At 65.6% G+C, this 13,335-nt stretch carries 7 protein-coding genes; 2 read left to right on the forward strand and 5 right to left on the reverse strand.

Annotation, left to right across the window (positions count from 1 at the left end; translation table 11 throughout):
* Positions 1 to 87: 87 nt before the first annotated feature.
* From H4W01_RS07520 to H4W01_RS07530, 3 genes are all read right to left on the reverse strand, one after another.
* On the reverse strand, positions 88 to 3,132 hold the full coding sequence (locus tag H4W01_RS07520) for a glycosyl hydrolase family 28-related protein (RefSeq protein WP_209610523.1): 3,045 nt from the start codon (positions 3,130 to 3,132) through the stop codon (positions 88 to 90).
* An 82-nt stretch (positions 3,133 to 3,214) separates the two neighbouring features.
* Positions 3,215 to 6,241: a TonB-dependent receptor plug domain-containing protein gene (locus H4W01_RS07525; protein WP_334685417.1), complete on the reverse strand. Its 3,027-nt coding sequence runs from the start codon at positions 6,239 to 6,241 to the stop codon at positions 3,215 to 3,217.
* 49 nt (positions 6,242 to 6,290) lie between these two features.
* Positions 6,291 to 9,329, reverse strand: coding sequence for a glycosyl hydrolase family 28-related protein (locus H4W01_RS07530; protein WP_209610525.1), 3,039 nt, complete (start codon positions 9,327 to 9,329; stop codon positions 6,291 to 6,293).
* A gap of 245 nt (positions 9,330 to 9,574) precedes the next feature.
* On the opposite strand from H4W01_RS07530, the gene H4W01_RS07535 reads away from it, so the two are divergent.
* The gene (locus H4W01_RS07535; protein WP_334685418.1) at positions 9,575 to 10,102 is read left to right on the forward strand and encodes a gluconokinase; all 528 of its coding nucleotides are present in this window, start codon (positions 9,575 to 9,577) and stop codon (positions 10,100 to 10,102) included.
* Positions 10,099 to 11,019, forward strand: coding sequence for an alpha/beta hydrolase (locus tag H4W01_RS07540; RefSeq protein ID WP_209610527.1), 921 nt, complete (start codon positions 10,099 to 10,101; stop codon positions 11,017 to 11,019). Before H4W01_RS07535 ends, H4W01_RS07540 begins: the two co-directional genes overlap by 4 nt.
* On the opposite strand, the gene H4W01_RS07545 is transcribed toward H4W01_RS07540, so the two are convergent.
* The gene (locus H4W01_RS07545; RefSeq protein ID WP_010402330.1) at positions 11,016 to 11,693 is read right to left on the reverse strand and encodes a FadR/GntR family transcriptional regulator; all 678 of its coding nucleotides are present in this window, start codon (positions 11,691 to 11,693) and stop codon (positions 11,016 to 11,018) included. The two genes, H4W01_RS07540 and H4W01_RS07545, sit on opposite strands and share 4 nt — an antisense overlap.
* 36 nt (positions 11,694 to 11,729) lie before the next feature.
* Positions 11,730 to 13,076: a GntP family permease gene (locus H4W01_RS07550; protein ID WP_209610528.1), complete on the reverse strand. Its 1,347-nt coding sequence runs from the start codon at positions 13,074 to 13,076 to the stop codon at positions 11,730 to 11,732.
* Positions 13,077 to 13,335 lie beyond the last annotated feature (259 nt).

Genomic DNA, 13,335 nt, shown 5'->3' on the forward strand with positions numbered 1-13,335 from the left:
CCGACGCGCTGAGCGCGGTCCTTTGGGTTTGAGAGGATCCGTTGCGGTCCACTGCCGGCCAGGTCTGCCAGCCAAGCGTCCTATACGTCAGGGAATGGCGACGCTGTAAACCGCGTGATGCGTCACCACGAAGAGCGTTTTGCGCGCGCGGTTGTCAACAAGCAGTTGGAGCGGCCGCTCGGGGATATCAATCCGGCCGATCTCGGCACCGTCTGCTGCGAAAACGAAGACTTGCCCGTTGGCGATGTACACGCGGCCTTGCGCATCGCTCGCCACGCTTTCCCCGCCGCGATTGGCGAAGGGGGCGAGGTCGGTCAGTGCGCCATGCGCCGCCAGGCGCGCGCGATAGGTCTTGTTTTCCGAAGCGTTGGTGACGAACACCGATCCGCCAATTTCGGCGGTGGTGAACCCATAACTGTCGAGCGCGTCGGAAAACCGCCAGCCGAGAAAGTTCGAAGGCCCCTGCTGGAAGGTCCGATAGGCGGGTAGGACCAGGCTGCCGTCGGGCGACACATATTCCCGCGCCTTGGGCAGGCGCATGTCGCGGTCGAACATGTCGGCCAGCGTTGGATAGGTATAGGTCCTGGGGTCGAGCTGGTCCTTGAATTCGCCATTCACCCAATAATTGACCGGCAGCACGGTTCTTGCGCCCGGATGATCGACGGCGGGCGTCGACGGGATCACGCGAACGTCCGCGTCGTTGGGCGTGAGGCTATAGACCGTGCCGTTTCGACCTTCCGACGACAGCACCAGCAGGTCGCCCGAGCGGTCGACCGCGAGATTGACCGGATCCAGCGGTGCGTAGTTGACCACGCGCAGGCCCTCGGCGCGCGACCAGGCATAGATGCGCTGCTGGTGATGATCGACGAAATACAGGGTTCCGTCAGGGGCGATGGCCGCTCCGGCGGCGGCATAGAAGCCGCTCGCCAGTTTCTCGACCTTGGCGTCGGCGAAGGCCCCAGGCGTCGCCGCGGCAACGGCAGCCGAGGTCAGGTCAAGCGCGGCAAATTCCCGCTCGCGGACTTCGAGGCCGCGCGTGACATCCTGAATGGCGTTTTCGTAGGGGAATTTGCTGGCCCGCAAATAGGTCGCGCAGCCATTCTCGTCGCATGTGCCAAAGCCACTTTCGGCATTGACGTGGACATTGCGGAAATGAAGGTCCCGCGTGTCGGTTAGCCGCACGGCGGTCGGCGCGGGCTTGAGCGAGCGCGTCACGCGATAGGCGTGGTAATTGGCGATCAGAATGTCGTGGCTGTGACGAATGTCAAACGAGACCGCATCCTGGCTCTCGCCCGCTTCCTCCTCGGTCTGCGGTGCCAGAAATTCCCAATGGGCGACATGATCGAGCACAAATTCCGCGCGGACATGGTGCTCGCTCGACATCTGATAGACATGGCCCGGCGTGTCGCTGTCGGAGACCAACATCCCAGCTTGCGCATAGGTATTGGGGCTCCAGAGATTGGCGAAGGTGCCGCCGCCGCCACGCACCCATAGGCTCGGATATTGCGCGTCCCAGCGTTTGGCCGGGTTCGCGTCCCCGGTGTGGTTGGCGTTATACGGGTCAAAGCGACTGCCATCGGCCAGATCGGTGCCGTGGCCGCCCTGGAACTTGACGTCTTCGACCAAAGATTGCGCGCCAGCGTGCCAGAGCAGCGCGGTTGCGCGCGGATTGATGCCGCCGGTGAACAGCCCAAGACCCGAGACGATCGCGTCCCCACCGCGCGCACTCTCGATCAGCGCCTTGGCCGAGCCCACTCCTTGGAAGGCCGGCGTGCCGTCGGGCAGGATGAGTTGCGTCAGGCTCGGGTGCAAGGCGACCAGCACGCTGTCCGGCCTCAGCCGCAGCGTGTCGGTGACGTGATAGCGGCCCGCGGGAAAATAGACGGTACGGTGCGTGTCGATCGCGCGCTGGATGGCGGCGGTGTCATCGGTCTTGTCATCCCCGCGCGCGCCGAGCTGCCGGACATTGGCCCAGGAATCGGTCGCAGGCAGCTGCCGGATCGCGCGCGGGGGCGGGGCGGGCAGCCGGGGGAGCGGCGCGGCGTCCATCACAGTGCGATAGCTGCCGGTCTGACCCAAGGCGGGGACCATCAGACCATAGCCGAACGATGTCACGCGATAGGCGCGGCCCGCACCGGCCACCGTCCGGCCGCTGTCGCGAAAGCGCGCGAAGGTCGGCGTGGCGCTGGCCACGGCGTTCTGAAAGCCGATCTGCGTATAGACATTGTTCTCGTTGCTGATCACGACGGCGGCATTACGGACGTTCTCGAAGCGGACATCCTTGCCCCACAGCCAGTCGCCATAGCCGCGATCGATGTCGATCGCGGTTGGCACGTTGCGAAAGGCGACGTTGACCAGGGTGAGGCTCGCCTCATGTTCGCGGATCGCGGACTCGCGCTGCCCATCGAAAGAGGAATCGAGCAGGGTAAATTGCCACGCCGGGGACGGCTTCTCGGTGAGGATGCCATAGCGCCCGCCGTGAAAATGGAGATCCTGCGCCTGATTGGCGACGTGATAGAGTCCGGCGAGGCCCGAGCCGAGATCGAAGTCGATATGCGCCAGATAGGCATGCTGTGCGGCGTGAAAGCGGATCGCGGTGGCGGCGGCGTTGTCCTTGCCGATCGCGAAATCGATGTTCGAGAGCGCGGGGTAGAAGGTGCCGGGATTGGCATCGGCGATATCGGGATTGAACGGCACGCTGCCCGGTGGCGGAAACGGGGTGCGATAGGCCTTGGCGGTATCGGTGGCTCCGGGCTTGGCCCCGGCGAACATCACCATGGTGGCGAGACCCTGCTGAAAGCCGGGGGTCGCATCGCCGAGCACCAGGACGGGCCGGGTCTTGCCGACGCCAAACACGCGCACGCCGGGCCACACAAACAGCGTGCGGCTGATGCGATAGCGGCCCGAGGGGACAAACACGATACCGCCGCCGCCCTTCGCTGCGGCGGCGTCGATGGCGGTTTGCAGGGCGGTGGTGTCGTCGGCGTGCCCGTCGCGCGCCCCAGCGACGGTGATGGCGCGGGGATCGTCGGGAGCGGTGGCGTAATAAGAGGGGGAGGCGGCAACGGGCATTGCGCTTGCCATCAGCGTGGCGAGAAGCGTTACGCGAAACGGAAGCGGCCAGCCGGGCATCTCATATCCTCAAAAGAAACGTCCCGGCCAGCGGCCGGGACGAGGAGCCCGACCCACCGGGTCGGGGCAGGGGACCGTGGTGCTAGAAATTGTAGCGTACGCCAACCCGGAACAAACGCCCCAGCGTATCGTACAGCGCCTGATTGACGTCGATGCCGGTATTGGTCTGCGGCGACGGTGCCGGATCATGATCGAGCAGATTGTCGATCTTGAAATAAGCGTTCAATTTCTTGGTGATGTTGAACGATCCGCCCACGTCGAGATAGAAAGCGCCGGGCATCGTGTTGTTGTCGATCGTCGGGTGCTGCGTGGTCGAGACCGGGCAGCCGCTGCTGCAAACGACATATTCGTTGCTGTACACACCATCGCTGAACCAACGCTGCTGCACGCTGAGGCTGAACCGATCGGTGGTCCAGCTTTCGGTCGTGAGCAACTTCCACGATGGGGTGTTGCCAGCGTTCACGCCTGCACCCTGTGTCGGGATCGTGCCGGGAACGCCCGGATCGGTGATGAAGTTCTTCACATTGGTGGCGAGCCCGCGCAGCACGACGCGGCCCGGCAGGCCGATCTTGGCGACTTCGAATTGATAGCTCGCCTCAATGTCGAACCCGTCGGTGAAGATCGACGCGAGGTTGAACGCCTGCAGATTGACATAGGGCGCGGTCCCCGCCGGTGGCGTGAGGTTGAACGCGCCACACAGCGTTGTGATGTTATTGAGGTAGCACAGATTGACTTCCTGCTGCGAATTGAGCGTCGAGATCACGCCGTTGATCTTGATCCGGTAATAATCGAACGACGCGCTGAAGCCGGGCAGCCAGTGCGGGCGCGACAGCACGATACCAGCCGTCGTGTTGCGCGCGATTTCGGGCTTGAGCGCGGTGTTGCCGATCGCGTTTTGCAGGATGGTCAACGTCGCCGGGTCGCCCGGTGCGCGGTTGGGATTGGGGTTGCTGAAGTTCGGCACGGTCGTGGTGATCGGGGCGGCGAACAGTTCCGACAGGTTCGGCGCACGCACGTCGCGCGAGGTGACTGCGCGCAACCGCACGCCGTCGATCGGCGTGTCCCAGGTGCCGCCGACCTTCCAGGTATAGATCGTGCCCGACGTGCTGTAGTTGGTGACGCGTCCGGCGACGTTCAGGTTCGCGCTGCCTAGCGCATCCGATTTGAGGAAGGGCAGGTTGAGTTCGAGGAAACCTTCGGCGACGTGATAGCTTCCGCGACCGGCGTGATAATTGCCGGCGTACCAGTTGTTACCCGCGGTATTGAGCACCGGATCGGCGGGATAGGTGCTGGTATAGGGTGTTTCGGCCGAAACGCCGTTGCCGTACGGATCGCCCACGACATGGTAGAATTCATTGCGATATTCGGCACCCGCAGCAAACGACACCGGCCCTGCCCAAAGGCTAAGCGGTGAGCCGCTGAAGCTGAAGGCGAGCGCATCCTGCGTCTGGCGGGTGTGCTGGAACGGGCCGTTGGTGGGTTCGATATAAGCGAGCGCCGCCGCGCTCGGCGGTGTGCCGCCGATGATGTTGATCGGCACGCAGCCATTGGCGCGCGCGACCGGGTCGGCGCAGACGATCTGGCCGTTCAAGCTGATCGCCTGGATCGCCGCATTATAGCGCGGGGTGAGCGTGATGTTCTTGACGTGGATGTCGGTGATGTTCTCGCCATGCTCATACGAGAAGTCGTAATGCCACGTCGTGCCGAACACCGGCACCTTGCCCGTCGCGCCGCCGACGAAGCGATATTGCTTGCGCGTCGGATAGACCGTGATGTTCGCGGGCAACTCGCCATTGCTGCTGCCGAACTGGAAGCTGGTGATGCCTGCGGTCGCGCAGGCCGCCTGGATCGAGGCGGGGACGAACGGGTTCGAGCATTGCAGTGTCAGGCTTGATTTCGTCGCGCCGGGGTTGGGCTGGTTCATCGTGTCGACCTGCGCGACGTTGACGGTCGCATAGATCTCGTTGTTCGCGTCGAGGTCGAAGCCGATGCGGCCATAGCCATTGTAACGATCCAGCCGCGATTGCAGCGTGGTGCCAATGCCGACATTGCCCGACAGGTCGCCGCCCAAACAGAAGCCGCCTTGCGGGTAGCAGCCCGAGACGAGCCCGAACTGTGGCGTGCCCGGTAGGGCCTTGGACGGAACGCCGTTCGAGCCATATTGGAACTGGAACGGAACGCCGTTCACGTCGAACGCCGTGCCCTGCAACGGCCCGCCCGTGATCAGCCCATATTTGGTATATTGATAAGCCTGCGCATGGTCGCGCACGAGATATTGCGGCGATCCGTCATTGGTCACGTTGCGGTTGATGAAGGTCGAGGTACGGTACCAGCTCCGCCCGTTGGCGAGCTGCTCGCCAAAGCCGCCGGCGGGCACGCCATCTTCATGGTCATATTCGCCACTGACTTCGACATGCAGGCGATCGTTGAAGAACGACTTTCCGGCCGCCGCCTGGAACAGATACTGCTTGTTGTCGCCGTAAGTGGTGATGCCGCCCTGGACGTTCGCCTTGAACCCGACAAAGTGCTTCTCGGTGATGAAGTTGACGACGCCGCCGACCGCATCCGAACCATAAGAAGCCGATGCGCCGCCCGTCACCACATCGACGCGCTTGATCAGCAATTGCGGGAACAGGCTGATATCGGGCACGCCCGTCACGTTGGCGCCGACGACGCGCTGGCCGTCGAGCAGCGTCAGCGTGCGGATCGTGCCGAGCCCGCGCAGCGAGAAGGAGCTCAAGCCCTGCTGTCCGCTCGACGTGCTGTTGGTGCCGGTGGTGACACCGGTCGACCCCTGCAGCGAGGGCAATTGCGCGATCGTCGTGAAGACGTTGGGTTCGGCGTTGCGCGCGATATCGACCGCGCCGATCGTCTGGGTCGGGGTCGGCGCGGTGAAGCCGCCGGTGGTGATGCGCGAACCGGTGACGACAATGTCCTGCGCAGTATTATCGGCGGTGTCGGCCGGTAGCGTTGCCGGCGGCGGCGGGGCGGCAGGCGTGGTTTGCGCCTGGGCCGGTGCCGCGATCGCGATTGCCATCAGCGACGCGAGGCTGGCGGTCAGGAGCGCGGTGCGCTTGCCGCTGGAACCGGGAGTACGGTCTGTGATCATGTTGGTCATGGGGATCCTCACCTGTTTTTTGTTGTCGTTTTGATCGGGGTCATCCGCCGCCCATGGCGACGGCGTACAGCGCGTGATGCGTAAGGATGAAGAGCGTCGCGTGATCGGCGCCCCCGAAGATCAACTGGAGGGGGCGTTCGGGCACGTCGATCCGGCCGATCTCGCTGCCATCGGGCGCGTAGGCGAAGACTTGCCCGTTCGCGATGAACACGCGACCCTGGCGGTCGACCGCGACGCTTTCGCCGGCGCGCTCGGCAAAGGGCTTAAGGTCGGAAAGCGTGCCGCCCGCGCCGACACGTGCGCTGTACGTGCGGCCCTCGGATTCGTTGCTGGCATAGATGCGGGTGCCAACGCGCCCGTGGATCAGGCTATAGGCGTCGAGCGTGTCGGAGAAGCGCCAGCCGACATGGTCGGGTGTGCCCTGTTGCCACACGCGAAAGGCGGGGAGCACGAGGCTGCCGTCGGGCGAGACATATTCGCGGGGTTTCGGCGTCCCGGCGTCGCGCGCGAACATTTCCCCGAGCGTGGTGAAATGGTCGGTCCTGGCGTCATAGTGATCGCGGAATTCGCCATTGTTCCACCAATTGCCGGGGAGCAGCGTCTCCGCATCGCGGTGCGCGGCGACCGGCGTCGGCGTGATGACCGTGACGTCGGTTTTCGACGCAGCAGGGTCGAAGGCATAGACGCTGCCTTCCGCGCCGAGGGAGGATAGCACCAGCACCTTGCCCGAACGCTCGATCGCCAGATTGACCGGATCGAGCGCAGCGTCGCGGACGATCTCGAGGCCGGTGGCCGCGCTCCAGCGATAGATCCGCTGGAAGCGATGCTCGACGAAATAGAGCGCGCCCGCAGCATCGACCGCCGCGCCCGAGATCGAGAAGAAGCCGCTTTCGAGTTTGCGTACCGGCCCGGCCCCCGGCACCGGAGAGGGGGCGTCCGCCAGCACGGGCGTGGCGGGAATGTCCAGCGTGGCGAACTCGCGCTCGCGCAGCTCAAGGTGCTGCGTCCTGTCCTGAATCGCATTTTCGAACGGGAATTTGCTGACCCGCAAATAGGTGCCGCAGCCATCGGCCTGGCAAGTGGCAAAGCCACTCTCGGCGTTGATATGGACGTTGCGGAAGCGAATGTCCGACGCATTGGTCAGCTTCACCGCCGACATCGCCGGGTGGAACGTCCGCGTCACCCGGTAGCTGTGATAATTGGCGAACAGCAGGTTGCGCGAGTTGCGGATATCGAGCGAGGTCGCATCCATTCCTTCGCCGACTTCCTGTTCGGTCTGCGGCGCGAGAAATTCCCAATTCTCGACCCCATCGAGCACGATCTCGTTGCGGACATGATGCTCGGCCGAAAGCTGATAGACAAGCCCCGGCGTCTTGGTGTCAGACACGGTGAAACCCGCCTGGGCGAAGGTGTTGGGCGTCCACACATCGGCAAAGGTGCCGCCCCCGCCATCGGTTACCCAGATGCTCGGATATTGCGCGTCCCAGCGATTGTCGGCGACCGGATCGCCGCTATGCGCGGTGCGCGCGCCGAGCGGCAGGCGGTCCGCGGTTGGGGTGCCGCCGCCGCCCATGATCTTGACGTCGTCGACCAGCGAATCCGCTCCCGCTTTCCACAGCAACGCCGAGGCGCGCGGATTGATGCGGCCGGTGAACAGCCCGAGGCCCGACAGGATGTTGCTGCCGCCCTTCGGGCTTTCGAGGATCGGCACCACGCCGCCGACGCCTGCATGAGCGGGGTTATTGTCGGGCAGGACGAGCTGGGTCAGCGCCGGGTGCAGCCCCAGCAGCACCGTATCGGGCCGCAGCTTGAGCGTATTGGTGACGCGGTAAAAACCGACCGGGAAATAGAGCACGCGCTGCGTATCGATCGCACGCTGCAGCGCGGCGGTGTCGTCGGTCATGGCATCGCCGCGCGCGCCGAGATCGCGGACGTTGTGCCACTCCGCCACGGCGGGCAGCGCGCGGATGGCGGTCGGGCGAAGCGGGGGCAGGGCGGCGAGCGCCGTCATCTGCAGGTCGGTTGCGATCCGGCCGGTCGCGCCGAGCATCGGCACCGCGAGGCCGTGCGAAAAGCGCGCCACGCGGTATGCGCGCGTTGGCGAAGCGAGGGTCTTGCCGCTCTCGCGAAAGCGCGCGAACACCGGCGTGTCGGTCGCGACGGCATTGTCGAAGCCGATCTGGGTAAAGGCGCTGCCCTCGCGGCTGATGATCACCCCGGCGCGCGACACGCGCTCGAACCGCACGTCCTTGCCCCACAGCGAGTCGCTATAGCCGGGGTCGATGTCGACCCCCACCGGCGTGTCGCGGATAGCGACGTTTACGAGCGTGAGGTCGACTTCATGCTCGCGGATCGCGGCGTCGCGCTGATGGTCGAAGCTCGAATCGATCAGCGTGAACTGCCAGGCGGGCGAGGTCTTTTCGGTGAGGATGCCATAGCGCCCGCCATGGAAGTGGACGTCTTCCATCACGTTGCCCGCCTGATAGACGCCGGCCAAAGCCGAGCCCAGGCGAAAGTCCATATGGCTGAGAAAGGCGTGCTGCGCGACGCGGAAGCGCACCGCCGTTGCGGCCGGATTACCCGCACCGATCTCGACGTCGATATTGCTCATCGCCGAATAGAAGGTCGCCGAATTGGCGTCGCGAACGTCGTCGCCACCCTTGCCACTGGGCGGCACCACGGTCGGCACGGGCACGGGAACCTTGCCGACGGCATATTGGTCGCCGCCGGTGAACACCACCATCGTTGCGACACCGCTTTGAAAGCCCGGTGTGGCATCGGCCAGCACCAGCACCGGGCGGGTCGGCCCCACGCCCAGAATCCGCACGCCGGGCGGCACCAGGATGCTGTGCGACAGGCGATAGCGGCCGGAGGGCAGGAAGACGATGCCATTGCCGTCGGTGATGCGCGCCGCGTCGATCGCGCGCTGGATCGCTGCGGTCGCATCGACACGTCCGTCCTTCGCGCCGCTAACCGTTACCGCGCGGGGCTCATTTGGGGCCGTTGCAAGCACCGACCGGGCCGGGGCCGCGCACGTCGCGACCGGGGCCAGCAGCGCCACCGCAGTCGTCGCCAGCATGGCTGCTCGTCTCTTCACGGTGCTTTGCCTCTCCCCCAACCGACGCCTGCGCGTCTGGCCGATGCTGTGCATAAGCGACCATCATGCGCGTGCCATCCGCGACGATGGTCGTAGTTCCCAGGCCGATGCGCCCTGCAGTATCAGGGCTTATGAAAGGCCCGGGGCCGACGCGGCGCGTCGGGGCCCAGTCCGGTTTTGGGGACAGCATTTTGCAACGGGCAGTCAGTCACAGCGTGGTCGCGCCGATGGCGGTAATCGTGATGGGCGTCAGCGGCAGTGGCAAGTCCACGCTCGGTGCCCTGCTCGCATCCGCGCTTGGTGCGACGTTCCTTGAGGGCGATTCCTTCCATGACGCCGCCGCCGTGGCCAAGATGCGCAGTGGCCAGCCGCTGAACGACGCCGACCGCTGGCCGTGGCTCGATCGTTTGGGGGGTGCGATCGATGCCGAGGTGCGTGTCAACGGCCTGGTGGTGGCGGCCTGTTCGGCGCTGCGGCGCAGCTATCGCGACCGGCTGGTGGCGGCGATCGCCGCGCCGACCCGGTTCATCCTGCTGGACGGCAGACCGGAGGAACTCCGCCAACGGCTCGCCAATCGCGCTGGGCACTATATGCCGAGCAGCCTGCTGGCGAGCCAGCTCTGCACGCTGGAGCGGGTTGCCCCGGACGAGGCGGCGACCACGCTCGACGCCGCCGCCTCGCCCGATCGGCTCTGTGCGGAAGCGATTGCGTGGTTGGACAGTGGTGGGCACCCTGCGGAGGAGCAGAAACGATGAAATGGCGTGCCGGTTTTGCCGTGCTCTGCTTGGTGGCTGTGCCCGCTATAGCGCAGACCCCGGCGCTCGTGCCTGTTGTCGCGCCGATCGAGCTTCCGCTTTGGCCGAATGGTCCCCCGGGCGTCGATCCGCTGCGCGATACGCCCGAGATCGTCGAAAACACCTATGTCCGCAGTGTGCATCGCCCCTCGCTCACGCTGCTGCGCGCCAACCCGGCGCATGCCAATGGCGCGGCGATCATTATCGCGCCCGGCGGTGGCCACCGCATGCTGGTGTGGGTGAATGAAGGGGTGATGCCCGCCCGTGCGCTCAACCGCTTTGGCGTCACGGTGTTTGTCCTCAAATATCGTCTCGCCCGGGAAACAGGCTCAAACTATCGCATCGAGCGCGACGCGGCGGCCGATGCGCGGCGGGCCGTGCGCTTCGTGCGGGCGCATGCCGCCGACTATGGCGTCGATCCCCGTCGCATCGGTCTGATGGGATTTTCGGCAGGCGGCGAACTTGTGTCGCTTGTCGCCGACAACCCGGCACCGGCCGAGCCTTCGGGCGATGCGATCGACCAAGTCGAGGCGCGGCCAGACTTCCAGATTTTGATCTATCCAGGTCCGCTCGGCGTGCCCGCGCGCGCGGTTGCAGGCGCGCCGCCAGCGTTCCTGGCCGCCGGGACGCTGGACGCCTGTTGCGCTGAGCCGACCCTGACCCTCTACCAGCAACTGCGCGCCGCGCATGTCTCGGCGGAACTGCACTTGTTTGCCGATACCGACCATGGCTTCAACGTCGCGGCTCATGCCGAACGCGTTTCGCTGCAGCATTGGCCTGACCGGCTCGCCGACTGGTTGAGCGATGGCGGCTGGCTTGTGCCCGGCGGCGGCAAGCGCGCAACGCCCAGCAGCACGACCGAACTGTTGCGCAATTAGGGCAGCAGCCGCTTGCGGCCTTCCGACAAATGCCAGCGCATCGCCAGCGCCGCGCCGTCGCCGTCTTGCACCCGGATCGCGTCGACCAGCATCTCATGCTCCCTTAGCATCGCGCCGATCACTTCGGGCGGGCGCGAGCGCGAAATGTCGACACCGGCGCGCATGATACGGTCGACATCGCCGAACAGCGCATCGAACGCGACCAGGAAGGCGGGGTTGGCGGTCGCCAGCACGATTTGCCGGTGCAACGCCATATCCTCGTCATGCGCCGGTGCGCTCGACAGCAAAGCGGTGCGGAGCGCGTGCAACGCCGCCTCGATCGCCGCCATTTCCGCGCTCGAGCGGCGCGTGGCCGCCAGCCGCGCCGCCTCGGCTTCGAGCACGAAGCGCACCTCATAAGTGCCAAAGGTCGCGGACATATGGTCCATCGGCAGAAAGGCGATCAGGCGGTCCGATGGGCGGCCCTTGACGAACGAGCCCGCGCCGCGCCGCGCCTCGGTAATGCCGTCTGCGGCCAGACGGACGAGCGCTTCCCGCACGATCGTGCGCGACATGCCGAACATTTCCGCCAGGCGCGCCTCGGATGGCAGCCGGTCACCCACCGCCAGCCCGTCGCCATTGATGATCTCGACGATCCCGGCATAGGCCCGGTCGGCTAAGCGGCCTTCATTCATCGGTCGTTCCTTGGTCACCGCGTCGGGCGCGTGCCGTCAGAATAGGTGACTGGCGATAAGGATCAACGCCAGTCCGAGCACGGAGACGACGGTCTCCATCACCGACCAGGTGCGAAACGTCGCGGGCGTATCGATGCCGAGATAGCTTTTCACCAGCCAGAATCCGGGATCGTTGACATGGCTGAAGAATAGCGACCCCGCGCCGATTGCCAGCACGATCCATTCGGGCGATGCGCCCGAGGCGGCGACGAACGCGGGCATGATCCCGGCGGTGGTGATCGTCGCGACCGTCGCCGACCCGGTGGCGAGGCGGATGCACACCGCGACCAGCCACGCCAGCACGATCGGTGACAGCGGCCCGCCGGCCGCGACCCGCGCCAGCAAATCGGACAAGCCAGCCGTGACGAGCACTTGCTTCAGCGCGCCGCCCGCACCAATCGCCAGCAGGATCGCGCCCGCCGGCTGCATCGTCTCGGCCCAGATCGCCTCCTGCACCTTGGCATCGCCGATGCGTCGACCGAACAGCAGCGGCAGCGCCGCCAGGCACGCGATCAGCAAGGCGAGCACCGGATTGCTGGCCACCGCGAGCACGCCAAAGCGGGCGGCGACCGGCGGCGGCAGCAACGCGACCGCTTGCCCCGCTGCGATCAGCACCACGGGCATCAGCACGACCAACAGCGCACGCCAGTTCGCGGGCGCAGGCATGTTCAGCACCGTAGGGGCGAGCAGGGGTGGTGCGAGCTTCACGCCGCGTGCGGTGAATTTCGCCAGCACCGGCCCGGCGACGATTGCGGTCGGGATGCCGATGAGCAAGCCATAACCGAGCGTGCGCAGCAAATCGGCATGGAGCGCCTCGACCGCGAGCAACGGGCCCGGATGCGGCGGCACCAGCGCGTGCACCACCGACAGCCCGGCCAATGCCGACAGCATCAGCCGCAGCTTTGCCGAATCCTGGTTTGCACCCGCCGGGAGCGCTGCCGCCGCCGCCGCGACGATCGGCAGCAGCAGCACCAGCCCGGTTTCGAAGAACAGCGGCAAGCCAATAAGGAGGCCCGTCGCCACGCTCGCCCAGGGCGCGCCGCGTACGCCGGCCCATCGCAACGCGGTGCGGGCGAGGCGGGCCGCGGCATCCGACAATTGCAGCATCGCGCCAAGCGCCAGCCCGAGCGCGACCACCAGCCCGGTGCCGCCCAGAATATCGCCCGCGCCTTTCTGAATGGCCTTTGCAGTATCGGCAATCGGCAGGCCGGCGATGATCCCGACGACGAACGCGCCCGACAGCAACGCGACAAACGGATGCAAGCGCCCGCGAACGATCAGGACGATCGACAAGCCGATGCCGAGCATGGCCGCCACGATCAGGCGGTAATCCTCGGGCCTCATCGCGTGTGGGCCGCAACAGGCGCGGTGGCGGGCACGGTGTGGCCATGCGGCAGCGATTGCGAATGGACCATCGGACCCCCTTCTCCGCCGCAATCTCTCGCAATATGCGGGCTGCGTGGGTGTATCTGTACGACAACAATGCGCAATATTCCAAGATTATTCACGTAAAATCAGCAAAAATTGTAATATGCGCTTGAATCTGTCCAACCAATTTGAATAGGATCAAGCCATCGAGACTCGCATCGAGTTTCGTTCGATC

The sequence above is a fragment of the Sphingomonas sp. PL20 genome (genome assembly GCF_017875905.1).
GTDB classification, from domain to species: Bacteria; Pseudomonadota; Alphaproteobacteria; order Sphingomonadales; family Sphingomonadaceae; genus Sphingomonas; species Sphingomonas echinoides.